General features: G+C 46.7%; 22 protein-coding genes and 3 tRNA genes. 22 read left to right on the forward strand and 3 right to left on the reverse strand.

Annotated features, from left to right (window positions below; all coding sequences use genetic code 11):
- Window positions 1-7: 7 nt before the first annotated feature.
- From csm6 to Q7Q81_RS07915, 4 genes are all read left to right on the forward strand, one after another.
- A complete protein-coding gene (gene csm6, locus Q7Q81_RS07900) occupies window positions 8-1,321 on the forward strand; it encodes a type III-A CRISPR-associated CARF protein Csm6 (RefSeq protein ID WP_304275130.1) in 1,314 nt (437 codons plus the stop codon).
- A 524-nt stretch (window positions 1,322-1,845) separates the two neighbouring features.
- Window positions 1,846-2,460 (forward strand): hypothetical protein, encoded by a 615-nt coding sequence (locus tag Q7Q81_RS07905; RefSeq protein WP_304275132.1) that lies wholly within the window; start codon window positions 1,846-1,848, stop codon window positions 2,458-2,460.
- Between the two features lie 103 nt (window positions 2,461-2,563).
- The gene (locus Q7Q81_RS07910) at window positions 2,564-3,943 is read left to right on the forward strand and encodes a lipase family protein (protein ID WP_304275133.1); all 1,380 of its coding nucleotides are present in this window, start codon (window positions 2,564-2,566) and stop codon (window positions 3,941-3,943) included.
- 27 nt (window positions 3,944-3,970) lie between these two features.
- Window positions 3,971-4,609 (forward strand): uracil-DNA glycosylase, encoded by a 639-nt coding sequence (locus tag Q7Q81_RS07915; RefSeq protein ID WP_303707110.1) that lies wholly within the window; start codon window positions 3,971-3,973, stop codon window positions 4,607-4,609.
- Window positions 4,610-4,683: 74 nt separating this feature from the next.
- Here the strand turns inward: Q7Q81_RS07915 and Q7Q81_RS07920 are convergent, their stop codons facing one another.
- Complete coding sequence (locus Q7Q81_RS07920; protein ID WP_304275135.1) at window positions 4,684-6,240, reverse strand: ABC-F family ATP-binding cassette domain-containing protein; 1,557 nt, start codon at window positions 6,238-6,240, stop codon at window positions 4,684-4,686.
- Window positions 6,241-6,324: 84 nt separating this feature from the next.
- Between Q7Q81_RS07920 and Q7Q81_RS11085 the strand changes: the two genes are divergently transcribed.
- The 12 genes from Q7Q81_RS11085 to Q7Q81_RS07975 all read left to right on the forward strand — a co-directional run bounded on the left by Q7Q81_RS11085 (window position 6,325) and on the right by Q7Q81_RS07975 (window position 15,663).
- Window positions 6,325-6,402, forward strand: a complete 78-nt coding sequence (locus tag Q7Q81_RS11085) for a putative holin-like toxin (RefSeq protein WP_368502120.1) — start codon at window positions 6,325-6,327, stop codon at window positions 6,400-6,402.
- Between the two features lie 157 nt (window positions 6,403-6,559).
- Complete coding sequence (locus tag Q7Q81_RS07925) at window positions 6,560-7,024, forward strand: YhcH/YjgK/YiaL family protein (protein WP_293850126.1); 465 nt, start codon at window positions 6,560-6,562, stop codon at window positions 7,022-7,024.
- Between the two features lie 169 nt (window positions 7,025-7,193).
- Window positions 7,194-7,269: transfer RNA gene (locus Q7Q81_RS07930), tRNA-Asn, on the forward strand.
- 3 nt (window positions 7,270-7,272) lie between these two features.
- A tRNA-Glu gene (locus Q7Q81_RS07935) sits at window positions 7,273-7,347 on the forward strand.
- Between the two features lie 6 nt (window positions 7,348-7,353).
- Window positions 7,354-7,429: transfer RNA gene (locus tag Q7Q81_RS07940), tRNA-Val, on the forward strand.
- 534 nt (window positions 7,430-7,963) lie between these two features.
- Window positions 7,964-8,716: a Fe-S cluster assembly ATPase SufC gene (sufC, locus tag Q7Q81_RS07945; RefSeq protein WP_299822421.1), complete on the forward strand. Its 753-nt coding sequence runs from the start codon at window positions 7,964-7,966 to the stop codon at window positions 8,714-8,716.
- Between the two features lie 14 nt (window positions 8,717-8,730).
- Window positions 8,731-10,137, forward strand: coding sequence for a Fe-S cluster assembly protein SufB (gene sufB / locus Q7Q81_RS07950; protein ID WP_304275138.1), 1,407 nt, complete (start codon window positions 8,731-8,733; stop codon window positions 10,135-10,137).
- An 11-nt stretch (window positions 10,138-10,148) separates the two neighbouring features.
- Complete coding sequence (locus Q7Q81_RS07955; RefSeq protein ID WP_304275140.1) at window positions 10,149-11,252, forward strand: SufB/SufD family protein; 1,104 nt, start codon at window positions 10,149-10,151, stop codon at window positions 11,250-11,252.
- Window positions 11,242-12,477, forward strand: coding sequence for an aminotransferase class V-fold PLP-dependent enzyme (locus tag Q7Q81_RS07960; protein ID WP_304275143.1), 1,236 nt, complete (start codon window positions 11,242-11,244; stop codon window positions 12,475-12,477). The genes Q7Q81_RS07955 and Q7Q81_RS07960 overlap by 11 nt, the downstream gene beginning before the upstream one ends.
- On the forward strand, window positions 12,467-12,898 hold the full coding sequence (gene sufU / locus Q7Q81_RS07965) for a Fe-S cluster assembly sulfur transfer protein SufU (protein WP_293391910.1): 432 nt from the start codon (window positions 12,467-12,469) through the stop codon (window positions 12,896-12,898). The genes Q7Q81_RS07960 and sufU overlap by 11 nt, the downstream gene beginning before the upstream one ends.
- A 150-nt stretch (window positions 12,899-13,048) precedes the next feature.
- Complete coding sequence (locus Q7Q81_RS07970; RefSeq protein WP_293810988.1) at window positions 13,049-14,248, forward strand: HD domain-containing protein; 1,200 nt, start codon at window positions 13,049-13,051, stop codon at window positions 14,246-14,248.
- A gap of 179 nt (window positions 14,249-14,427) precedes the next feature.
- On the forward strand, window positions 14,428-15,663 hold the full coding sequence (locus tag Q7Q81_RS07975) for a Glu/Leu/Phe/Val family dehydrogenase (RefSeq protein WP_304275145.1): 1,236 nt from the start codon (window positions 14,428-14,430) through the stop codon (window positions 15,661-15,663).
- A gap of 166 nt (window positions 15,664-15,829) precedes the next feature.
- Here the strand turns inward: Q7Q81_RS07975 and Q7Q81_RS07980 are convergent, their stop codons facing one another.
- Window positions 15,830-16,585 (reverse strand): TPM domain-containing protein, encoded by a 756-nt coding sequence (locus tag Q7Q81_RS07980; RefSeq protein ID WP_304275148.1) that lies wholly within the window; start codon window positions 16,583-16,585, stop codon window positions 15,830-15,832.
- 44 nt (window positions 16,586-16,629) lie between these two features.
- Window positions 16,630-17,184 carry a LemA family protein gene (locus Q7Q81_RS07985; RefSeq protein WP_303711979.1) on the reverse strand — a complete coding sequence of 185 codons (555 nt, stop codon included), beginning with the start codon at window positions 17,182-17,184 and terminating at the stop codon, window positions 16,630-16,632.
- A 520-nt stretch (window positions 17,185-17,704) separates the two neighbouring features.
- On the opposite strand from Q7Q81_RS07985, the gene Q7Q81_RS07990 reads away from it, so the two are divergent.
- The 6 genes from Q7Q81_RS07990 to Q7Q81_RS08015 all read left to right on the forward strand — a co-directional run bounded on the left by Q7Q81_RS07990 (window position 17,705) and on the right by Q7Q81_RS08015 (window position 25,443).
- Complete coding sequence (locus tag Q7Q81_RS07990; RefSeq protein WP_009145545.1) at window positions 17,705-18,019, forward strand: helix-turn-helix domain-containing protein; 315 nt, start codon at window positions 17,705-17,707, stop codon at window positions 18,017-18,019.
- A gap of 144 nt (window positions 18,020-18,163) precedes the next feature.
- On the forward strand, window positions 18,164-18,577 hold the full coding sequence (locus Q7Q81_RS07995; RefSeq protein WP_009145544.1) for a CtsR family transcriptional regulator: 414 nt from the start codon (window positions 18,164-18,166) through the stop codon (window positions 18,575-18,577).
- Window positions 18,578-18,581: 4 nt separating this feature from the next.
- Window positions 18,582-21,302, forward strand: coding sequence for an ATP-dependent Clp protease ATP-binding subunit (locus Q7Q81_RS08000; protein WP_304275150.1), 2,721 nt, complete (start codon window positions 18,582-18,584; stop codon window positions 21,300-21,302).
- Complete coding sequence (gene radA / locus Q7Q81_RS08005) at window positions 21,289-22,656, forward strand: DNA repair protein RadA (RefSeq protein ID WP_304275153.1); 1,368 nt, start codon at window positions 21,289-21,291, stop codon at window positions 22,654-22,656. Before Q7Q81_RS08000 ends, radA begins: the two co-directional genes overlap by 14 nt.
- A 513-nt stretch (window positions 22,657-23,169) precedes the next feature.
- Window positions 23,170-23,853 (forward strand): Crp/Fnr family transcriptional regulator, encoded by a 684-nt coding sequence (locus Q7Q81_RS08010; protein ID WP_293821652.1) that lies wholly within the window; start codon window positions 23,170-23,172, stop codon window positions 23,851-23,853.
- 321 nt (window positions 23,854-24,174) lie between these two features.
- On the forward strand, window positions 24,175-25,443 hold the full coding sequence (locus tag Q7Q81_RS08015; protein WP_021719428.1) for an SLC13 family permease: 1,269 nt from the start codon (window positions 24,175-24,177) through the stop codon (window positions 25,441-25,443).
- Window positions 25,444-25,644 lie beyond the last annotated feature (201 nt).

Raw genomic sequence — 25,644 nt, forward strand, 5'->3', positions numbered from 1 at the left:
TGAGCGAATGAGCATTTTATATACACCTGCCGGTGATACGGATCCTATCAGAGATTGCTATGATGGTGCTATGCTGCACATAATCAGAACATATAGGCCTAAATACGTGCTGATATTCTTAAGCGCGGAAATGTCTGCAAAAGAAAAAAACAGGCACATATACTCTAAAGCGATTGAGTATAATGTGCCTGAGTGCAAATTTGATTTTATTTATACTGATATAGTGAATGTACAGCTTATGGAAGAACTGGTGCCTTTGGCAGAAGGCTTTCTTGAATTGCGCAAGAAGTTTCCAGAAGAAGAGATTTTGCTGAATTTAAGCTCAGGTACACCGCAAATGAAAACGGTGATGAGCTTTTTAGCCACAGATTTTGAAAACGTTCGTGCTATTCAGGTAGATTCACCGCAAAGGGCATCTAATAGAACAGCGCATGCGACGCAGGATAACGAAGATATTAATGTTGTAATAGAAAATAATTTTGATAATGTTTCTGATTATACGTGCCGTTGCCATGAAGCACCTCTTTCACTTTTGCGGCGTTATAGTATACGGCATCAGTTGATTAGTTTGATTAACAATTATGAATATAGAGCAGCTTTGGCCATGTATAACAAAAATAAAGCAATGTTTGTTGAAGAAACCGGTAAATTGCTGAAGCATGCGGATTTACGTTCCAAGTTGCTGATAAATGAAGCATTTAATGGAATGGGTAAGGAAAATATTTATAAAAATAATTCCGTAAAAAAATTGAATGAATTTTTGATGGTTATGGAATTACACCAGAGAAAGGGTGAATTGGCAGAATTCATCCCTAAACTGACACCGTTTTTGTATGAATTACTGCTTTATTATTTCGAAAATCATGTTGCGCTTAAACCTGAAAGCTTTTGTTACAACAAACGAAATAATAATAGCAGTTTGAAAATAAGTGTGGAGAAGCTGAGAAAAGAAGCGCCGGATGTATTTTCTTATCTGAATTATTATTTTCGACAAGGCTTTAGGGATACGGAGCTTTCCTTTTCGAACATGCTGCTTATTTTGGAGGCTTTAAAATCTGTAAAAACAGAACTTATGGGAGAACTACAGATTCTTCGAGAGGTAGAGAAAAATCAGCGGAATAAAATAGCACATACTATTTTAACTGATGTTACGGAAGAAAATTTGCAGGCTATAGAGCCTAAGCTGACTTCCTACCAAATTATTCAGCATCTGCGTAAGGCGTTTTTGTTGATTATGGAAGGAGAATACATCTGCAAACGTAATGTATATGATGATTTAAACAGGAGAATAGTTGACAGCTTAAATGAATTTAATAAATAGAATATAACTTTTATGACAATATATGCTGTCAAAAACGCTGTTTATGCATAAACAGCGTTTTTTAGTGCGTAGAAAAATTAAAATTCGACTGGCAGTCGTAAAAGTATAGACTATATCCTGAAATAATACTTCGGTTTTTTAAGTACAGAGAAAAGAAAATATATACGTTAAAAATAAACTGTCGAACCGCAAATCTTTTTTACCTGCATTTTACCTTAAGGTTAATCTGTATTTAATATTCAACGGGTATACTATGTATAACGAAGATGAATGAAGTCTGTGATATGCGTAGGAGGTAAGCGTTATGCAGGATTTATACCCGGTTTTGCTTTTATTTGCCGGTTGGATGGCTGTAGATTTGCTGATGCTGTAAGCATTGGAAGAAAATTTGTCATTTGCAGAGAGAGCAGGGAAAGCCTTGCTCTCTTTTCATTTTTGTCGGAAATGTATTAGCAAATACTCTTTTCAGCGGGGTGTTTTCTTGCTACAATATAGTTAATGAATATAGCGAGGAGGAAAGTTCTATGAAAAAACTGTTTCTTTGTATTCTTTGTCTGCTGATGTGTTCCGTTTGCGCTGCTGCCCCGGCGAAAAAGGTAGTGCTGTGGTATCAGGTTCCGGAGGTTGTTCTGGAAGCGCAGAATCTTGAAAATGATGTTGAGAAAGGTAAGACGGAATTTGAAGCCTTCCTCATGGCAAATTACGGCAAGCGTTTCCCTGTACAGATGATTAAGCAGGTTGCTCCGGATAAGGAACTGACTGCTGCCGATGTATCATTGGTTACTCGTCCCAACTGGGTGCCGATTGTTGTGAAGCTTGACCTGGCCGGTGTTGGCAGCGGTGACAAGCTGGTTGGCAAATACAGCACTGTTAAGGTTGCGTTGAAGGAAAGCACTGTTGTAGACGGTAAGCTTTTCAGCTATGATTATGGTATCAAAGAATATGACAGCAGCATGCTGCGTGTAGCAGGTTATGTTATTGCCAGCGAGGATGATCCGCGCATTAATACCAAAAATGCTGTTAATGACTGCATCAAAGAGGCTTGTACTTTGAACAGCAAGGTTAACCGCTATGCGGATCCTGCAGCCTATGATAAGGAAAATGCCCGTTACAACGGCGAGTTTGAAAAAATTCAATAAAACGTCTGAGTTTGTCTAAAATATAGAAAGGTCCGAATCTCTTCAAGAGGTTCGGACTTTTGTGTTATAATAATAGCAATGGTATCTTACAAGGAGGTGCAGTATGCTTAAGCTTATGCGTTTACTTACAATTATATGTCTGTTTTTCGGCTTGGGTACGATGACGTATGCGGCGTCACCTAACCCGGTAAGCTCTGCCTACGTGCAGAGTTATTTTACAACAATCGCAGCAGCATCCTGTCTGGGTGTTTATCTGCCGCATACTTCCCAGGAATTTGATTATCTGCGCAGCTATGGCTGGCAGATTGAAAGCCAGCAGGGAAATGACGGCAAGGTAGAGCTGAATTATGCTGTAGCCAAAAATTATTTTCCGCAAATTAATAAGCAAATATACCTGGTAACCTTCCGCGGCAGTGCCAGCAAGAGTGACTGGAAGATAAATCTTGCAACCAAGAAGGTTAATTACGGCGGTTCTACCTTAGCGGAGATGCACGAGCTGGCGGCGCAGCCTGTGCCTAAGGATGGCGCGGCGGTGCATGCAGGCTTTAACAGGTATGTGGATGCGGTGCTGCGCAGTGGCGTAGTTGACGAAAACAGCAAGCTTAGAGGGCTTTTCAAGCGTGTAAGCGAGGATCCTGATGCTTATCTTGTACTTACAGGTCACAGTCTTGGCGGAGCGACAGCGACGCTGTTGGGCGAGCGTTTGGTGAGTCTGGGAATGCCTAAGGAAAAGTTCGTTGTTATCACCTTTGGCGCTCCGGCAGTTGGCAACAGCGTATTTGCAGAGCAGTACGGTAATAAGATTAAGCTTGTGCGTATCAGTAACACAGCGGATCCTGTGCCGGGAAGTCTGCAGACGTTTTTCGGCGGCTATAAGCAGTTCGGCGAGCCTGTGAAGTACAGCCTTTCCAATAAAATCAGCAATCTGCAGCATGCTATGGCTATGTATTTTGATTACAGCATCAGCGAATACTATAAAGAGCGTGACAGACAGATAAGCATGGGAAGATTGGAGCCTGTTACGGATAGAAAAATTACGCAGCAGCCGGTGGTAGCTGTTTGGGTAAACACTTCCGACAGTCTGAAAAAGCTGGCCTATGTAACGGATATCAAGCGTTTTGTGCTTGACGAATATCGCAAAATGCTGCCAAGCTATATTATTATGGAACGCAATCTGCCAAAGGATGCCTACACAACGCAGGATTTGCTGAAGCTCAGCAGGGATGCCGGTGCGGAATATATGCTCGTCTGCGGAATAGAAGGCAGTCAGGCACCTAAGGATGGCTATTGGTATCTGACGCTGGAGCAGGTTTTGGTTGATAAACATGGGCGCATGCTGACGCTTGGCGGGTTCGGCCGCAAGGTATCGCCGGCTGTCGGCAATATCCAGGCTGCGGGTGAGAACCTATGGCAGGCACGCGAAGCCCTGTGCGAGCATTTGCCGTTTATTGTAACGCAGCATGAAGCTAACTTGGGATATTAGCATAGAAAAATTGTGGAGGATAAGGATATGGATTTAAGTGAATTAGAAGGGGAGCTGGCAAACTGTCAAGCTTGCCCATTACGTCAGGATGCTATTGCGCCTGTAGGCTGGTATGGTAATCCCGAAAGCCCGATTGTTTTTGTAGGGGAGGGACCAGGCCAGGTCGAGGATGATTACGGCTGTCCTTTAATCGGGCCGTCCGGACAATTACTGGACAAGGCTCTGTGGGCAGCCAAGATGACGCGTGACAGAGTATTGACCACGAACGTGATCAAATGCAGACCGAAGAATAACCGTACACCGGATATTGCCGAAGCAGATTTTTGCGCTAAGCAGTGGCTGCAGCGTGAGCTGGAGATTATTCAGCCGAAGGTAATCGTGGCCTTGGGCAGCGTGGCGCTGCATTGTCTGGGCCGTCCCGATATGCGCATTACGCGCGACCGCGGTATGTGGTTCCGCACGGAGCAGGGCTTTGACTGCATTGCTACATATCATCCGGCGTATTTGCTGCGTCAGTACGGCAAGCAGCTGGTGGCTTCCAAATGGGATGTATTCCATGATCTGGAGGCAGCACGCGAGCGTGCTGCACTTTTGGCGCCGGGGTACGAATTTATGTCGGAGGAAAAGCCGGATTTATTTAAGATTTTTAAGAAGCGTGTACGCTGAAAAAGCTGCTGCAAGTAAAAAGCGTTCTGCCGCAAAATTACGGCAGAACGCTTTTGTATCTTATGCTTACAATATTAAATAATCTTAGTGGTCCAGTCCTCGATGTTCCAAACTTTATCTACCCAGTCCTCGTAGAATTCCGGTTCGTGGGAAACCAGCAGAACGCTGCCCTTGAATTCCTTCAGTGCACGCTTCAGTTCGTCTTTTGCGTCAACATCAAGATGGTTGGTAGGTTCGTCCAGTACCAGCCAGTTGACGTCCTTCAGCATTAGTTTGCACAGGCGCACCTTGGCAGCCTCACCGCCGCTGAGTACGAAAACCTTACTGGTGATGTGCTCATTAGTCAGACCGCAGCCTGCAAGTGCAGCACGCACCTCGTAGTTGGTCAGGCCGGGATATTCGTTCCAAACATCATCGAGAGCAGTATTCTCGTTCTTTTCGCGTTCCTCCTGCTCAAAATAGCCGGGCTCCAGGAATTCACCCAGCTCAACCTTGCCGCTGACAGGCGGAATGATACCTAAAATGGTTTTCAGCAGGGTGGTTTTACCTAAGCCGTTGACACCGCGGATAGCGATTTTCTGACCGCGCTCAAGATTAAAGGTAACAGGATGGGTGAGCGGGCTGTCATAGCCAAGCACCAAATCCTTTGCTTCTACGATGAAGCGGCTGGGAGTACGTGCTTCGGTGAATTTGAAGGTCGGCTTCAGCTTTTCACGCGGCTTTTCAATCATTTCCATCTTATCCAGCTTGCGTTGGCGGCTTTTTGCCATATTGGTGGTAGCAACGCGCGCCTTGTTGCGGGCGATGAAGTCCTCCAGCTTAGCAACCTCCTGCTGCTGGCGTTCGTAGGCTGCTGCCTTCTGGGATTGATAGATGGCGTACATTTCCTGGAATTTATCGTAGTCACCGCTGTAACGGGTAAGCTCGCAGTTTTCCAGATGATAGATAACATTGACAACCTTGTTGAGGAAGGGAATATCATGGGAAATCAGAATAAAGGCATGCTCATAGTTCTGCAGGAACTTGGTAAGCCATTCGATATGTTCAACGTCCAGATAGTTGGTAGGCTCATCCAGCAGTAGAATTTGGGAGTTCTGCAGCAGCAGCTTAGTAAGCAGAACCTTGCTGCGCTGACCGCCGGAAAGCTCGCTTACGTCTTTATCAAGACCGATGCTGCCAAGACCGAGGCCATTGGCAAATTCTTCGATTTTGCTGTCCAGGGAATAGAAACCGCTGTGCTCCAGCTCGGATTGGATTTCACCGACGGTATTCATCATTTTATCAAGCTCTTCGGGAGAAGCATCGCCCATTTTATCGTACAGCTCCAGCATCTGCTGCTCCATAGCATACATGCCGTCGAAGGCAGTGCGCAGAACCTCGCGGATAGTCATGCCCTTTTCCAGGGTGCTTTGCTGGTCCAGATAACCGACGGTAACCTTGCCGGGCCATTCAACCTTGCCTTCGTCAGGCAGTACATGACCGGTTACGATATTCAAAAAGGTGGATTTGCCTTCGCCGTTAGCGCCAACAAGACCTACGTGTTCACCGCGCAGGAGCTTAAAGGAAACGTTTTCTAAAATTTGGCGGCCGCCAAAGGAGTGGGAAACATTGGTGACATTTAAGTAGCTCATAAAAACCTCGCTTTATTAGTTTAGTTTTGGTATAATGATAATGGTCTGACGAACGTTGGCTGCCCCTCAAGGGAGGTGGGAGCTATGCGGGTGTACGAAGCCTTAAGTCTTATGATTGCTTTCGACATTCTTGTTGCGACCATTATCTTGGCTTGTAAGTAACATTACAGAAAAGAAAAAGACCGACATATGACAGCCAGCCTTTTCTTCAATAAAACAATTTTTATGGGAAGAGCTGACGGAACCACTCGTCAGACCAACCTACATATATTATAACAATCAACAATGCTTTCGTCAACGATAGAGGAGGAAAATAATTATGCTGCAAGGAAATAAAAAAGATATTGAAAAACTGCTGCCGTATGTAAGTGAGCGTTTGCAAAAAGCACTGGCTTACGTTGCTGCGACTGATTTCAGCAAGGTAGAAAACGGTGAATATGAAATTGACGGACGTAATGTTTTCGCCCGCGTCAATACATATGATACCGAGCCTAAGGCTGAACGCCGTCCGGAAAAGCATAACGATTATATTGATGTACAGTTTGTTGCTCGCGGTGAGGAAGCAATTTGGTATACACCGCTGACAGCTGATTGTGTAGAAACAGAAAATAAAGCAGAAAAAGAGGACGTAATTTTTTACGCTGACCCGCAGGAGAAGAATTGCGCAGTATTAAATTCCGGTGATTTTGCAATTTTTTTCCCGTGGGAATTACACAGACCTAATTGTTCTGTAGAAAAAATCGCCAGCAACGTACAAAAAATCGTAGTTAAGGTAAAAGCCTGAAATACGCATGGTTGAGCGATTTTTGCTGCTTAAGCAAAGCAACTTGGCAACTTTGAAAAACTTTTTCTGAAAAAATCATAAAAAAGTTCAAAAAAAGTGTTGACAAATGCGTGTGGACTTAGTATAATAACACTCGTGATGTTGAGCAACACAAAACATCACAAAATATTCCCCGATAGTTCAGCCGGTAGAACACCTGACTGTTAATCAGGGCGTCGTAGGTTCGAGTCCTACTCGGGGAGCCACCTGGCCGGTTGGTCAAGCGGTTAAGACACCGCCCTTTCACGGCGGTATCGGGGGTTCGATTCCCCCACCGGTCACCAAATTACGGGCGCTTAGCTCAGCTGGGAGAGCGTCTGCCTTACAAGCAGAATGTCAGCGGTTCGATCCCGTTAGCGCCCACCACGTAAATTCAGCACTTCATGTAAATGAAGTGCTTTTTTCGTTATATGGCTAACTTTCTGTCCGAAAATTAATAAGTGCTGATTACGTTTTTTGATAATCAATAGCGGGATGTACAAGCTGATGCATATGCTTGCACATCCCATTTTTCTTTGTAGGATTTATAGAGATTGTGAAGAGATTAAATGCGGTAATTGATTGAAAAAACCAAAGCAGTGCGCTTCAAGTTTTCGTTTTTGCGGTGCCGTTTCCGGGAAAATTTTTCCTAGACAGTGAATTTTGCTGTTTTGACCATAAATTTTCCCGCCTCACTATAAATTTTCCTGAAAATATTATATAATAAGAAGAATGCTGTTAAAAGGCATTTTTGTCGCGCTGTATTGCAAAATATTTGCAAATTGTAGGTGTATATTTGCGTTAAGCGCTTGCATAGTGCGAAAAATAATTTTATAATAGGGTATGGAATTCATACTAGAAATGTGGGAATTAAGATTTTGAGAAGCAGTTCTTCCGGATTGCTTCGATTGGAGGATAAATATGGCAGAGAATTTATTAGAGGTAAGGAATCTCGTAGTCAATGTAGAGGACAAAGAGATTCTGCACAATATTAATCTTGATATTAAGCCGGGTGAAACTCATGTGCTTATGGGACCTAACGGTGCAGGCAAATCCACCTTGGGTTATGCGCTGATGGGTAATCCCAAATATACCGTAAAGGGCGGCAGTATTAATTTTGCTGGCGAAGACATTACCAAACTTGCCGTAGACAAACGTGCTAAGGCAGGTCTGTTTCTTTCCTTCCAGAACCCGTTGGAGGTTCCCGGCATCAGCCTGAGCAGCTTTTTGAAAACTGCTTTGGAGCAGCAGCGCGGTGTACGCATCAAGGCCTGGGATTTCCGTAAGGAGCTGCGTCAGGCTATGGCTTTGCTGCAGATGGACAGCAAATATGCCGAGCGTGATCTTAACACCGGCTTCAGTGGCGGCGAAAAGAAGAAGGCAGAAATTCTGCAGCTTTTGATGCTGAATCCTAAGCTGGCAATTCTTGACGAAACGGACAGCGGTCTGGACGTTGATGCAGTAAAGATTGTTTCTCAGGGCATTAAAACCTTCCAGGAGCATCGTCAGGGAGCATTGCTGATAATCACTCATAATACTAAAATCCTGGATGCACTGCATGTTGACCACACTCATATTCTGGCACAGGGAAAGATTATCAAAAATGCCGGTCCGGAGCTGGTGGACGAAGTCAGCAAAAACGGCTTTGAAAAGTTTTTGCAGAATAAGGAATAACTGGTGGTAAAAATATGGAAGAAAAAACCTATGTTGATGATATAGACAGAAGTCTTTACGACTTTCGTAACGAGGATAAGGACGCTTACCGCATTCAGGAAGGCCTGACACGCGAGATTGTTGAAAAAATTTCCAGTGAAAAGCACGATCCGGATTGGATGCTGGAATTCCGTCTGAAATCCCTGGATATTTATAATAAGCTGCAGGTGCCGAACTGGGGACCTTCGATTGATGGTCTGAATATGGATAACATCGTTACCTATGTACGTCCGAATACGAACATGCAGGGTAAATGGGAGGATGTTCCCGAAGATATTAAGGATACCTTTGATCGTCTGGGTATTCCCCAGGCAGAACAGAGCAGTCTGGCCGGTGTAGGCGCACAATATGATTCCGAGGTTGTCTATCATAATGTGCGTAAAGAGGTAGAAGAGCAGGGCGTTATTTATACTGATATGGAAAGCGCCTTGAACGGACCTTATGCGGAGATGGTGCATGAGCATTTTATGAAGCTGGTGCCGCCTACTGACCATAAATTTGCTGCACTGCATGGCGCAGTGTGGTCCGGTGGCTCCTTTGTTTATGTACCGAAGGGAGTCAGCGTGGCTATTCCGTTGCAATCCTACTTCCGCTTGAATGCGAAGGGCGCAGGCCAGTTTGAGCATACGCTGATTATTGTTGATGAGGGCGCAGACCTGCACTTTATCGAAGGCTGCAGCGCACCGAAATATAATGTTGCTAACCTGCATGCAGGCTGTGTTGAGCTGTTTATCGGCAAAAATGCTAAGCTGCGTTATTCTACGATTGAAAACTGGTCGAAGAATATGTACAACCTTAATACCAAGCGTGCCTTGGTTGAAGAGGGCGGTACTATTGAATGGGTTTCCGGCTCCTTCGGCTCACATGTTTCCTATCTTTATCCAATGAGTATTTTGAACGGCACCGGTGCGCACAGTGAATTTACCGGCGTAACCTTTGCCGGTCACAGCCAGAATCTGGATACAGGCTGCAAGGTTGTGCACAATGCACCGAAAACTACCAGCATTGTCAACACGCGCTCTATTTCCAAGAGCGGCGGTATCAGCACCTTCCGCAGCAGTGTAGTTGTTACCAATAAGGCTAAGCAGGCCAAATCTTCTGTTTCCTGTCAAAGCCTGATGCTGGATAATATTTCCCGTTCTGATACCATTCCTGCTATTGATGTGCGTACTGCCGATGCGGATATCGGACATGAGGCAAAAATCGGCCGTATCAGTGACGATGCGGTATTCTACCTGATGAGCCGCGGTATCAGCGAGGAAGAAGCAAGAGCGATGATTGTCAGCGGCTTTGCGGATAATGTTTCCAAAGAATTGCCGCTGGAGTACGCTGTTGAGATGAACAACCTTATCCGCCTGGAAATGCAGGGCAGTATAGGTTAAGGAGGAGCAGCATGATAGAAGAATTAGTGATTAATCAGTTGCCTGCTCCGACCTGGAACAGGTTAAAAATGAATGAAACAAAGCTGGCCGGCTTGGAGCTGCCGCAGGATAGCTGTGAACCGCGTGTAGCCTTGGAAGGCAGCGTTTGCCTGAATAAAAGCAAGGGCAGCAATTGCTGCGGCTGCAGCGAAAAGGCACAGTGCGCAGTACATGGCACTGATTTTGCCAAAATAGCAGGCGGCGTCGGTGAAGCAATTAGTAGTCTGGGCGAAGGCAAAAAGCTGCGTCTTGTTGCTGACGCAGGCAAGAGTGTAGCTGCTGTTACTCTGCGTTATGCCGATAATACAAGCTGCTATAATCAGATTGAAATTGAAGCTAAGCCGGGCAGTGAGGTTACTGTGCTGATGACCTATATTTCTACAGCGCAGGCTAAAGGACAGGCAAGCATTCAGACTAAGATAGATGTAGCTGCCGGCGCTAAGGTTAAGCTGGTGCAGGTGCAGCTTTTAGGCAGAGACTTCCTGCATATCAACGACGTTGGCAGTGAGCTTGGCGACAATGCTGCCTTTGAGCTTCTGCAAATCCAGTTGGGTGCAGATAAAATCTACAACGGCGCACGCACGGAGCTTCTTGGTGAAAGCAGTGATTTCAAGGCTGCGATTGGCTACTACGGCCGCCATGGTCAGACTGTGGACATGAACTTTATTGCCAACCATTACGGCAAAAAGACTACCTGCGAAATGACTGCAGACGGTGTGCTGCAGGGTGGGGCCAAGAAGATTTACCGTGGCACGATTGATTTCAAAAACGGCAGCGCTGGCGCTGTTGGTGACGAAAAAGAGACAGTGTTGCTGCTGAGCGACGACGTGGTCAACCAGACGATTCCGCTGATTCTGTGCAGCGAGGAGGACGTACAGGGCAACCATGGTGCCAGCATCGGCAAGCTTGATGACGAGCTGCTCTTTTATCTGTGCAGCCGCGGCTTCAGTGAGCAGGAGGCTGTTGATATGATGGCCAAGGCGAAGATTGATGCCCTGTGCCGCAAGATTGATGACGAGGATACTGTACAATTGGTACAGCGTTATCTGGAAGGAGTGATGGCAGATGGTGAATGATAAGGATTTACTGTCCTTTGATTATAAAAAGGATTTCCCTTTGCTGGCAGCTAACGATGTTGCTTATTTGGACAACTCTGCTACCACACAAAAGCCTGCCTGCGTTATTGAGGCAGAGCGTGATTTTTATCTCAAACACAATGCTAATCCATTGCGTGGCTTGTATGACCTGGCAATGCAGGCAACCGACATTTATGAAGATGCGCGCGTTGCTGTGCAGAAGTTCATCAATGCCAAAAGCGAGCAGGAAATTATTTTCACTCGCAATACTACGGAAAGCCTGAATCTGGTGGCATACAGCTATGGCCTGGCTAACCTTAAGCCCGGCGATGAAATCGTTACCACGATTATGGAGCATCACAGCAACATGCTGCCCTGGCGCATGGTTGCGCAGCAGACCGGTGCTGTAGTAAAGTACATTGAATGTGCTGTTGACGGCAGCATCAGCGATGAGGCTATCGATGCAGCTATAACCGAAAAAACTAAAATCGTAGCAATGGCAGAGGTTTCCAACGTTTTGGGACGCTTGAACCCGATTGCTAAGGCTATTGCCGCTGCGCATAAGGTTGGCGCTGTTGCTGTGATTGACGCAGCGCAGAGCGCACCGCATATGGCGATTGATGTGCAGAAAATGGATGCTGATTTTCTTGCCTTCAGCGGTCACAAGATGCTCGGACCTATGGGCATCGGTGTGCTGTACGGTAAGAAGGAATTGCTGGAGGCTATGCCTCCGTTCCTGAGCGGTGGTGAGATGATCAGCTTTGTAAGCCGTGACGGCCAGGAATATGCACCGCTGCCGCACAAGTTTGAAGCAGGTACGGTAAATGCTGCCGGTGCTGCCGGACTGCATGCTGCTATCGAATATATCAACAGCATCGGCTTTGAGGTAATCGAAGCGCGCGAAGCAGCGCTGACGAAATTAGCTTTTGATGCCATGCAGAAGATTCCCGGTGTGCATATTATCGGCGGTAAAACTGCAGAGGAGCACAAGGGTATTCTTACCTTTACGGTAGAAGGCGTGCATCCGCATGATATTGCTGCAATCCTTGATGCTGACGGCGTAAATGTACGTGCCGGCAATCATTGCGCTCAACCGCTGCTGGACCACCTTTGCACAGGTGCAACTGCTCGTGCAAGTCTGGCCTTCTACAATTCGGCAGCAGATGTAGAGCGCTTCATCAACAGCTTATCTACAATAAGGGAGAGAATGGGCTATGGCAGATAATAGAGCCTTTTATAACGAAATTTTAATCGACCACAATATGCATCCCGGTCATAAGCATGATTTGCCTGATGCAGACGTAGAGATGCGCGGCTACAATCCCAGCTGCGGTGATGATATCACCATGAAGCTGAAACTTGCCGACGGCGTGGTTGTTGACGGTGCCTTTCAGGGCAGCGGCTGTGCAATCAGCCAGGCAAGTGCTGACATGATGCTGGATCTTGTTATCGGCAAGAGTGAAAAAGAGGCTTTGCGCCTTGCTGATATTTTCCTGCGCATGATTAAAGGGACCGCCAGTGAGGAAGAAATTGACGAGCTGGAGGAAGCAGGCGTGCTGCAAGACGTATCCCACATGCCGGCGCGTGTTAAATGCGCCGTGCTTGGCTGGCATACACTGGAGCAGATGCTGGATAAAAAAGCATAGTTGTAAATTGTTATTTGAAGGGTAGCTTCTGCGCAGGCGGAGGCTGCCTTTTAATATATGCGGATATAAAATAAAATTACTTATGTCCTTGCCAAAAGCAAGCTTTTGCTGTTAAATAAGAGTAGACGTGTTTATGAGGGAGATGAAGCAATGCTGACAAAAAGCTTTATTGAATTTTTATATGATGCAGCGCATATCCAGCGCTGGAATGAGCATATCCGCCCCAGCGGCTTTACAGAGCTTGATAAGCAGGCTCATAAGATGATGATTATGTATGTGCTGGCCCGCCATGAGGAGGATGACCATGGTGCGCAGCTCAACTGGCGTCTGCTGATAGAAGGCGGCATTTTTGAGTTTTTGCAGCGTAATGTGCTGACTGATATCAAGCCGCAGATTTTCCATGAAATGATGCGTGTTTATGGCAAGGAGCTTAATGCCTGGGTTTATCAGGAGCTGCGGCGGCGGATTCCTGATATTCAGGAAGATTTTATGGAAAAAATGCAGCTCTATTTTGAGGACCCGCAATACTGCGCTATGGAAAAAAAGATTTTACGCGCTGCACATTATCTGGCAACAAAATGGGAATTTGAGCTGATATATCACTTTAATGAGGGTATTTACGGCAGTGAGGATACCAAGGCTGTTATAGAAAACGAGCTGGAGGATCATTACGACTTGGCGGCAGTAAAGAAGCTGGCGCTGAAGGGTAAGAGCAGCAAGTTTATCGATCTTGTCGGCCAACTTCGCTTCCAAAAGCGTTGGGCGCAGTCGCCGCGTGTTCCTGAAACCTCTGTTATGGGGCATGTACTGTTGGTAGCGATTATGGGTTATTTTTGCGCAGTTAAGCTGGGAGCCTGTGATGAGCGTATCGTGGGCGATTTCCTCTGCGGTCTTTTCCACGATTTGCCGGAGGTGCTGACACGCGATATTATTTCACCGGTCAAACGCAGTGTACCGGGCCTTGATGAGCTGATTAAGCGTATGGAAGAGCGTATGGTAGCTGAAAAGATCCTGCCGCTCTTGCCTTATACCTGGCATGAGGATATTCTGTATTATACGCAGGATGAATTTTCCAATCGTGTCAGAATTGACGGCAAGGTAGTACATACGAGTATTGAAGAGATTAGCAGCAAGTACAACAAGCCTGGCTTCCATGCAATTGACGGCAGTGTGCTCAAAGGTTGCGATAATCTTTCGGCCTTTGTAGAGGTGTGGCTGTCGCGTCGCTATGGCATAACCTCCAAGCATATGGAGGAGGGCGAGCGGGCTATTCGCGAGCAGTACAAGAATAAAATTATTGGTGGAATTGATTTTGGCAGAGTATATGACGAGTTCCCTATAATAGACTAAAGTAAAACGCCGGCGGCTTCGCTGGCGTTTTTGTTGTAAACAAAGCAGTTTTGTAAGTAAAAAAGCTTTAAAACATTAAAAAAATTACATAAATTTCAGTAGACAGTGAATAGTGTACACGATATAATAAGAGTACGGATATGGGGTTATATCCTTTTGGAAAGCAAGGAGGCTTGATTATGAATATTTTTGAAATGGCCCAAATTCCACTGAATAAAGCGATTGAGACAATGGAGCTTGATGCAGGCGCAGCAGCTATTATTGCGGTTCCCGAACGTACTTTGGAAGTTTCTATTCCTGTAAAAATGGATGACGGTACTACAAAAGTATTTACCGGCTATCGCAGCCAGCACAGCACAATCCTTGGCCCCGCAAAAGGCGGTGTACGCTATCATCAGAATGTAAGCATGGATGAGGTAAAGACGCTTGCCTTTTGGATGACCTGTAAATGTGCCGTAGCCGGTTTGCCCTATGGTGGCGGCAAGGGCGGTATTATCGTAGATCCGGCAAAGCTTTCAAAAGCTGAGCTTGAGCGTCTGACACGCGGTTATATAGATAAAATTGCACCGATTATCGGTGAAAAACGTGATATCCCGGCACCTGATATGAATACTAATGCTCAGATTATGGGATGGATGATGGATGAATACAGCAAGCTGAACGGTCAATATGAGCCTGGCTTTATTACAGGCAAGGCAATCAGCGTAGGCGGCTCCTTGGGACGTACTGCTGCTACCGGACGCGGCGTTGTTGTTGCGGCACTGGAAGCACTGAAGCTGAAAGGAATTCAGCCGCATGAGGCAACTGCTGCTGTGCAGGGCTTCGGCAATGTAGGCAGCTGGACTGCCAAGCTGTTCTGTGATGCAGGCGTTAAGGTTATTGCCTTGAGTGATGTGTACGGCGCTATCTTCAAAGCGGATGGCTTTGATTGCTATGATGTAGATGCATATGTCAAGAAAACCGGCAGTGTAATGGGGTATCCCGGAAGTAAAGCAATTAGCAATGCCGAGCTGCTGGCAATGGAGGTTACCGTGCTGGCACCCTGCGCTATTGAACTGCAGCTGACTATGGAGAATGCGGCGGCTGTACAGGCAAGCATTATCTGCGAGGGTGCAAACGGACCGACTACGCCGGAGGCTGACGATATTCTGGAGGCCAAAGGTGTTATGGTTATTCCTGATATTTTGGCCAATGGCGGCGGTGTAACCGTAAGCTATTTTGAATGGGTACAGAATCTGTACCGTTACTTCTGGCCGGAGGAAGAGGTTATTGAAAAGCAGAACGCATTGATGCGCAAGGCCTTTAAGGCGGTTTATGAAAAAGCTAAGCAGTATAATGTAACGCTGCGTGTTGCTGCTTACATGGTTGCTTTGGGCAGCCTGGAAGAAGCAATGAAAATCAGAGGCATGGTATAACTGCCGAATTTCGTTTAATAATATAAAATGATATGAACTCCTGCCCGGGCATTGTGCCTTGGCAGGAGTTTTAGCATTGTAGCTGTATTGTCGGCTAACTGTAAAGTTAGCATAAAAAAACTGCACCACCGAAAAGTGATGCAGTTGATTTGGTTTTATATTGCTTTTACCAGCTGCGGGACGAACCGCCGCCACCGCCGCTGCCGCCGCCGAAGCCTCGTCCACCTCCGCCACCACGTCCACCGCCGCGGAAAATCAGCAGCAGCAGGATGCGCGTAAAAAAGCCGCCAAGTAAAAGATTATCAACAATAAGAAAACCGATTACTCCCAAAGCAAACAGCAAATCATCCAGGCCGGAGCCTGTATTTTTTTGCGGTTGGGAAGCGGGAGCCTGATATTTCACCCCGCTCAGCTCCGTATTATAGCCTTGGGCAATTTTGGCTGCGGCAGCCTTATAGCCCTGCAAAATACCCTTGCTGTAATTACCGTCCTTGAAGTAAGGAATCATATACTGGTCCTGGATGCGTCCGGTAAGACCGTCAGGCAACGAGCCTTCCAGACCATAGCCAACTTCAATGCGCGAGCGTCTGTCTTTGACAGCGACTACAATGAGCGCACCGTTATTCTGCTCCTTGCTGCCAATGCCCCATTGGCGCAGAACCTCCAGAGCGTAATCCTCAATAGGCTCGCCGTCAAGAGTGTTGATTGTCAGTACTGCCAGCTGTGCTGTTGTTTTGTTGTCAAGCTCAGCGCCCAAGCTGAGCATTTGCTGTTTATCATCTTCAGATATGACACCGGCGTTGTCCTGTACATAAATGCCGCTGCCGGCCGCCGGTCGCGGCGGAATGGCAGGCGCGGCGCCGGCGTAAGCGGCAAAGAAAGTCTGCAGGATAAGCAGCAGGCAGATTATAAAACGTTTCATTATTATCCCTCCGTCAGCAGCTTGCAGCTAGCGGGATTATCTGCTTAAAATTTAACCTGCGGTACCTTTTGGGCAGCTGCATCTGCCTTGAAGTAATCCTTGGCAGTAAAGCCGCAGGCACCTGCGTATAAAGAGGTAGGCAGAGATTTTATTTTTGCGTTGTAGACTTGTACGGCATCGTTGTAATCCTTGCGTGCTACGGCGATACGGTTTTCGGTACCTGCCAGCTCATCCTGCAGCTGCTGGAAGTTGGTGTTGGCCTTCAAATCCGGGTAATTTTCGGCAACAACCAGCAGACGGCTCAGAGCACTGTTCATTTCATTGTTGGCTGCAGTTGTTTCTGCTACGGTTTTGGCACCGCCCAGCTTAGCGCGGGCATCGGACACAGCCTTGAAAACCTCCGTTTCGTGCGCTGCATAGCCTTTGACGGTATTTACCAGATTAGGGATTAAATCGTTACGGCGCTGCAGCTGGTTTTCCACCTGCGACCATTTGCCGGTAACATTTTCATTCATACTTACAAGACCGTTATAGCTGCTGAAGAACATAGCTGCCGCAATGACAATAGCGGCGATAACGCCTAAAAGACCTTTTCCCATTTTTATAGCTCCTTTCGTATTTAACGGATATCAGACAGACTTGCAAGGTCTGCTTGATTTAATTGTAGAAGAAAGCTTTCATACTGTCAATTTACAAAAAGTCAAAAAGGCAAAGAATTTGCGAAACTATTGTGAAATATGCCGCTTTTTTTCAGCAATTAAAGAATCATAGAAAATTATTTATAAAACAGAGATGCTTTTTGTTTTCAAACAATGAGAATAAGAAGGAGAAAAGTTTGGATGCAACTTAATTGCCTTAAAATATTAATTATTATTATTGCATAATGCCTTAAAGAGGTGTATTATATAATTAGGTAAGCAGGTTTAAGCATTCGTTAAAAGGACAATTAAAGTGCGAATAGAGCGCCGGTTCCGGGAGAGGGGGTAGCTTTTCAGGAAATGGTTCTGAAAGAATGCTGTGTTATATTATATAGGGTGCGGTTATGTAGAAGGTCATTTCACAAGCAGTAGGATGTAGCTGGCATCACTATATCAGCAAATAGTTAGGGGATGAGCTAATATGGCAAAGCAAGTGGATTATAAGGCTGTGGGTCTACGTATCAAAACATTGCGTTTGAAAAATAATATTTATCAGACTGAGCTGGCTAAAAATATAGGTGTATCGCAAACCCATATGAGTAATATCGAAAGCGGACGTGCAGGCCTGACTTTGGAAAATCTGGTTAAGATGACGAATATTTTTAATTGTGGTATTGATGATATAGTATTCGGTGAAGAAAAAGCCAAGAAAGAAACCCAGACAACCTCTCTGGAGAATTTCACTATGCAGGATATCGTGCAGGCTTTGCAGATGCTGAAGACTATTAAGGGTTAATCAATTTAATGGTAAAGATTGCCGTGACTGAGTATGGTTGCGGTAGTCTTTTTTTTATGCTTTTTTCTGCCATAGATTTTTCACTTGCCTAAAGTCGAAAAGTCAAATATAATATATTCAAATATATAATCAAGGTGAGTAACTATGAAAAATTTAGCGGATGCAATTGAAAGCTTTATTATAGGTGAATTGCTGCGTGAGCATGAGGATACTGTGCTTGTGCAGCGCAATGAGCTGGCTGAGCGCTTGTCCTGCGCTCCTTCGCAGATAAGCTATGTGCTCAGTACGCGTTTTACGCCGGAGCGTGGCTTTATGGTGGAGTCAAGGCGCGGCAGCGGCGGTTTTGTACGCATTGTACGTATGCAGCCTGCGGCAGAAACACCCAAGCCGCCTACAGCATTGCAGCTGGTGCAGCATTTGCTGCAGCAGAAGATGATTACAGCAAGGGAAGGCGCTTTACTGCAGTATATGCTGCAGATTATCGACGCCGATGAGGATAAGAAGAAGGAAATATTGCAGCAGGCTGTAGGCTTGCTGCACAGCACCGGACGGAGGTGAAGAAATGCTTTGTGAAAATTGTCATAAAAAACAGGCTATCATGCACATGGTATGCCTGGTAGGTGATAAGCAGATTGATAAGTGGCTTTGCGGTGACTGCGCTAAGGATTATCTTCCTATGGGTATGGGCGATATGCCGCTGACACCGGAGGGAGCCAAACGCTTTTTGGATGAAATGCTGAAGGGCGCAGGACGTAAGCCCAAGAAAAAGGTTACCCGCGAGGGCTTCAGCGAGGCTGCGGCCAAGGTGCTGGAACTGGCTACCACCAAGGCTTTGGACTGCGGCAGCGAGCATATAGGTACGGAGCATATTTTGTGGGGCCTTTTGACGATACAGGATTGTACCGGCAAAAAGCTGCTGCATAAATTATATAATAATCTCGATGAGATGAAGACAGAGCTGGAGAGCTGGCTGGACAAGGGCAGCAAGCAGTCCAAGCTGCCGCAGTACAGCCAACGCGCGCAGCGTGTAATGGAGCGTGCGGCAGAGAACGCGCAGGAGCTGGAGCAGGAATACGTAGGCAGCGAGCAGCTGCTTGTAGGCTTGCTGGCAGCTGGCGATGGCATTGCCTATCAGGTACTGCAGAAGTTTAAGATTACGCTGGCCGCTGTCAAGGAGCTGGTGCAGGCATTGGATGATCAGCGCAAGGCTGTGCCGGGCAGAAATCAGCAGCGTCGTCAGGCAGAAGAAAAACAGGCTGATGTTCTGGAGGTTCTTTCAGGCTACGGACGTAATCTGAACCTGGAGGCCAGCCGTGGTAAAATTGATCCTGTTATCGGCCGTGATAAGGAGGTTGAACGCCTTATCCAGATTTTATGCCGCAGAACAAAAAATAACCCGGTAATTATCGGCGAGGCCGGTGTGGGTAAAACCGCTATTGCCGAAGGCCTGGCGCAAAAGATTATCAAGGGTGACATACCTGAGTTTCTGCAGCGGAAAATTATTTTTTCGCTGGAGCTGGGAATGCTGGTGGCAGGTGCAAAATATCGCGGTGAATTTGAAGACCGCATGAAGGAAATTTTAAAGCTGGTGCGTGACGATAAGCGGATTATTCTCTTTATCGACGAGCTGCATACCATTATCGGTGCAGGCAGTGCCGAGGGCAGTATAGATGCTGCCAATATTATCAAACCGGCGCTGGCGCGTGGAGAGCTGCAGGTTATCGGCGCAACAACTGTTGATGAATACCGCAAGCATATCGAAAAGGATGCGGCGCTGGAAAGACGCTTCCAGCCTGTGCTTGTTGATGTACCGAGTGCGGAAATCAGCGAAGAGATGCTGTTGGGACTGCGCAAACGTTATGAGGAATTCCACAAGCTGAAGATTCAGCCGGAGGCTGTCAAGGCTGCGGTGGAGCTGAGTGACCGCTATATTACGGACAGAAATCTGCCTGATAAGGCTATTGACCTGATGGATGAGGCCTGTGCCCGTTTGCGTATCAAACTGTATAAAAAATCTGCGCCCGCAAGAGAGCTGCAGGAGCAGCTGGAATATCTGCAGATGGAAAAGGAAGAGGCTGTAGAGCAGCAGGATTACGAAAAGGCAGCGGAGCTGCGTGACAAGGAGGCCGAGCTGCAGACACAGCTGGCGGCAGCCTTGGCCGAGGTGGCCATGAAACAGCCGGTAACTGCGGAGGATGTGGCTGAGGTTGTTGCTTCCTGGACCGGTATTCCGCTGACACGCTTGACCGAAACCGAAAGCAACCGTCTGTTGCAGCTGGAACAGCGTCTGCACAAGCGTGTTATCGGTCAGGATGAGGCTGTGAGCGCGGTAAGCAGAGCTGTTCGCCGTGCCCGCGCAGGCTTTAAGGACAAAAACAGACCTGTCGGTTCCTTCCTGTTCCTCGGTCCTACCGGTGTAGGCAAAACTGAGCTGGCGAAGGCATTGGCACAGGAGCTGTTTGGCGATGAACGTGCTATGTTGCGCTTTGATATGTCGGAATACATGGAAAAGCACACCACAGCACGCCTGATTGGCGCACCTCCGGGCTATGTAGGCTATGACGAGGGCGGACAGCTGACGGATGCGGTACGCCGTAAGCCTTACTGTGTAGTGCTTTTGGATGAAATCGAAAAGGCACATCCGGATGTGTTTAATCTGCTGCTGCAGATTATGGAGGATGGCCGTCTGACCGACGGTCAGGGACGCACGGTAGATTTTCGCAATGCCGTGCTGATTATGACAAGCAACGCCGGCGCACAGCAGCTGGCCAACACCAGACCGCTGGGCTTTGCCGGCAACGAGGCAGGCGAGCGCAAGAACCGCAAGGAGCAGGTGCTTGCTGAAATCAAGAATGTGTTCCGTCCGGAATTTTTGAACCGTGTGGACGAAATCCTTGTCTTTAATTTCTTGGGCAGACAGGAGCTGGAGCTGATTGCCGACAATATGCTGCGTGAGCTGAACCAGCGTCTGGCAGGCAACGGCCTCAGCATCGAGCTTACCGCTCCGGCACGCGAGCTGCTGCTGCAGGAAGGCAGTGACAGCAAGTACGGAGCGCGTCCACTGCGCCGAGCTTTGCGTAAGCTGGTGGAGGATCCGCTGAGCGATTTGTTCCTTGCCGGAAAATTCCATAGCGGCGACAAGATTATTGCCGAGGCTGCAGATAAAAAAATGGACTTCCATACGGCGATTGAGGGAGCACAGTTTTTGTTGGAGCTGCCGGTGACAGATGAACAAGCTGCTTCTGTAAGCAGCGGAAAGGAGCCGCAGCATGGCCAGAACTAAGAGCAGATTTGTCTGTCAGGAATGCGGTTATGTTGCTTCCTCGTGGCTGGGACGCTGCCCGGAATGCGGCGGTTGGAATACGCTGGCAGAGGAGGCGGAGGTAACTGCCAAGACCGGTAAAAGCTATTTGCCTGCAAATAACGAAAAGCTGCGGCCGCGTACTATTGCCAGTGTTGCCCAAACCAAGGTAGAACGCCTGGCAACTGGTATTCGTGAATTTGACCGGGTGTTGGGCGGCGGTGTCGTACCCGGCAGCCTTGTGCTGCTGGGAGGCACTCCGGGCATTGGCAAATCTACTATTTTACTTGATGCAGGCCTGCGCTTCGGGCAGCAGGGTATCAAGGTACTGTATGTCAGCGGCGAGGAATCGGAGGAGCAGACTGCCATGCGTGCTGTCCGCTTAGGCGGTGCGCAGGCCAATGATAACCTGCTGATTCTTACGGCAACGGATTTAGACGCTATTTTGGCGCAGGCGAATGCCTTGAAGCCGCAGCTTTTAATTATTGACAGTATTCAGACGATGTATAACCCGGAGCTGCAGACTGCTGCCGGCAGTGTAGGTCAGGTGCGCGAGTGTACGGCTAAACTGCTGCAGTTCGCTAAAAGTACGGGCATTGCGGTGCTGCTCATCGGTCACGTTACTAAGGACGGCACTATCGCCGGACCGCGCCTTTTGGAGCATATGGTGGACGTAGTGCTGCAGTTTGAGGGTGACCGTTCCTATTCCTTCCGCGTTCTGCGCGCATTAAAAAACCGCTTCGGCAGTACGAGCGAAAGCGGCATTTTCTCTATGGAAGCCGGAGGTCTGCAGGAGGTAGCAAATCCTGCCGGACTGTTTTTGGAGGACAGAGACGGTGAAGCGTCAGGCAGTGTTATCGGTGCCTGCATGGAAGGCAATAGGCCGATTATGGCAGAATTTCAGGCGCTGGTAGCTAAAACTCCCTACGGCATGCCAAGACGTACGGCAGTAGGCTTTGACTATAACAGAGTGAATATGCTGCTGGCGATTCTGGAAAAACGTTTTGGCTTAGACTTTGGCATTTACGATGCTTATGTTAACGTAGTAGGTGGCATGAAGGTTAATGAGCCGGCGGCAGATTTGGCGGTAGCGGCAGCGCTTGTTTCCAGCTATCGGAACAGGCCTCTGCCTAAGGGCATCCTCGTTTTTGGCGAAGTTGGTCTTACAGGCGAGGTGCGCCGCGTCAGCGCGCCCGAGCGCAGGATTATGGATGGCATTAATCTGGGCTTCAGCAAATTCATTGTACCTGACAGCAAGCTGCAGCTGCCTTCTGTCAAGGCACAGATTGTGCGTGTCAAAACATTGGAGCAGGCGATTGCGGCTATGTTCGGTTAAAGACAACATTTATAGATTAGTCAGATATAAAAAAGCGCAGGCTGGTGAACAGTCTGCGCTTTCTTGTCTATACAGTGGGCAATCCTCATATACCGGCTGATGCTTATAATGCAAAAAAATCCCGGTACACTTCCCTCAAAATGTACCGGTAAAGCAATTGGTATAAGGAACAACGTCCCAGCAAATGTCTTAAGGTTATTATGGTTATATTATAAATTGTGCGACAATTTGTGGGCGTTGCCATAGCAACGTTTTAACAGTTTGCAAGCGCTTTCTTTATTTACAAAACATCTCAGAAAAGAATAATTTTGTAAGTTTTGTAAGTGAAACCGGATATCGCATAAAAGCGCAGTTTTAGGGGCTTTTTCGCAATTTTGAAATTCGCAAAAAATGTTGCATGAGCAACAAAATTACTAAACGTTTACTTTAGTTACATAATATTTACATATGTATTTTAATTTGGGATAATAAGGATGTGGAATAACTAATATGAAATAGAAGGCTGGTGATAATATGGCAGTAAAAATGTTTGCACCGAATTATCATGATATACCGTTGTTTAAAGGCTTAGGCAGAGACGAGATTAACGAGGTTCTGCATAAGTTTCATGGACTGATTAAGCATTTTCCTAAATCCGACTATATTTATCTGGCAGGTGACTGCATCGAAAATTTATGCGTTGTCATGGAAGGCACTGTTCAGATGATCAAAGAGGATATCTGGGGTGAAAAATCCATTATTGCCAATTTGAGCGCAGGCGATGTTTTTGCGGAAAACTACCTGGGCAAGCTGAGTGACCGCAGTGTGGTAAGCTATTTTGCGGCAAGCGACAGCGAGATTCTGATGCTTCCTTTGGGAAGAATGCTGTTTGACGGCAGCAATCACAATGAAACCAACAGACGTCTGATGTGCAATATCGTTTCGATTCTGGCAGACAATAATACACGCCTGATTGAGAAAACGGAAATTCTTTGCAAAAAGACCTTGCGCGGTAAGATTATGGCTTATCTTGAGCAGGAAGCAAGGTATAATGGCAGTGATAAATTTACTATTCCTTTTAACCGTACCGATTTGGCTAATTATCTAGATGCCGACCGCAGTGCTTTGACCAGGGAGCTGGCGCGCATGCGTGCTGACGGACTTATCAGCTTTGAGAAGAATACATTTGAGATTCTGGAGCATTCTCATACGGAATAATAATTATATTTTTATTAAGAAAGGCACCGTGAAGGTGTCTTTTTTACTGTCATGAACAGTTGCTGAAATTAGTACCTGAACAGCTGAAAAACAGCGCTTAAGTAATTAAAATAAGATACGTAAGTTTATAAACAAAAATACAATAGAAATTATAGAATTTAGAAACTAAAATATGAAAAAGATTATGTAAAATATAATAAATTCGTTGCCTAGGCTACAGCGGAAAGATGGGAGAAAATGCTATCATAAAATCAACGGAAGAGCATATAAGATTTCATTGCTGTATGACTTTCGGAAAAAGATTAAAAGGAGGTATTGCTTATGTCCCCCGCAATCAAATGTTTAATTCTGTTAGCGGTAATTGCTTTGTTCTTTGTAACTGAAATTATACCCTTGGCAATTACTGCAATCGGCGGCGCTGTTGCCTGCGGCTTGTTGGGTCTGATTCCGGCCAAGCAGGTTTTCAGCGGTCTCTCTAATTCTACTGTAGTACTGTTTGCCGGCATGTTCGTGGTTGGCGCGGCAATGTTCTACACCGGTTTAGCTCAGGCTATCGGTGAAAAGGTAGTGCATATTTTCGGAACCGGTGAAAACAGCCTGATGCTTGGCTTAATGCTTGTCGGAACTGCTCTTTCTTCTGTTCTCTCCAACACCGGTACCTGCGCTTGTCTGATGCCGGTAGCACTTGGTATCTGTGCTGCTTCCAAAAACCCTGCGTCCCGCCAGCTGTTGCCGATGGCATATGCTTGCGGTTGGGGCGGCATTATTACTCTGGTAGGTACACCGCCTAATATTATCGGCAGTGGCGCTCTGACAGCTGCCGGTTTGCCGGGGTTCAGCTTCTTTGAATTTGCCTGGATTGGTATTCCTCTATCTGTAGCAGGTATTCTCTATATGTTGCTGATTGGCAAGTATCTGCTGCCGAAGGCAGAGCTTGATGCGGATCAGGAAATCGAACAAGAAATTGAAGCTACTACCCATGATAAGAAAAAGCAAATGATTTCCGGTATGATTCTGTTGGTCTGCGTAATCGTAATGGCCTTGGATTTTAAGTTTATCAGCTTGGAAATGACTGCTATTATTGGTGCTCTTGTATGCGTACTTACCGGTTGCCTGACTGAAAAACAGGCTTATTCCTCCATCGACTGGGTAACCATCTTCCTGTTTGCGGGTATGATGCCTGTGTCCACTGCAATGGATAAAACCGGCGCAGGCAAGCTGATTGCTAACTGGGCAGTGGGACTGATGGGCGGTGAACCTACACCGCTTATTGTAACGATAGTACTGTTTTCCATCTCCTGCTTCCTGACACAGTTCATGTCCAACACCGCTTCTGCTGCGTTGCTGTGCCCGATTGGTATAGCAATTGCTAAACAGCTGAATGCAGATCCCAAGGCTGTGGTAATGGCGATTGCTGTTGCTGCATCCTGCGCATTCGCAACTCCCGTTGGCACTCCGCCCTGTACTCTGGTGCTCGGTCCCGGCGGCTACAAATTTATGGACTATGTGAAATGCGGAACCGGTTTGGTGCTGGTATGCTTTGTTGTAAGCTTGATTGTTATTCCGATGGTATGGCCGTTCTTCCCTTAATGCTCCCATATTAGACGACACCCTGAATCAAACACTGGCAGAAAGGTCGCTGTTGCTGTAAAAGCGCAGCGGCCTTCTGCTGTTATGCAGGCGGGGAAATATGATAAGAATGAAAGTGTTGACAGCCTATAATATGTTATATTTTTTAGTACCTGGGTGGATGATATCGATGTTATAGGTACTAAAAATAACTTTAAAAAA

Origin of the sequence: Phascolarctobacterium succinatutens (assembly GCF_958453765.1) — a bacterium.
Classification (GTDB): Bacteria; Bacillota; Negativicutes; order Acidaminococcales; family Acidaminococcaceae; genus Phascolarctobacterium_A; species Phascolarctobacterium_A succinatutens_B.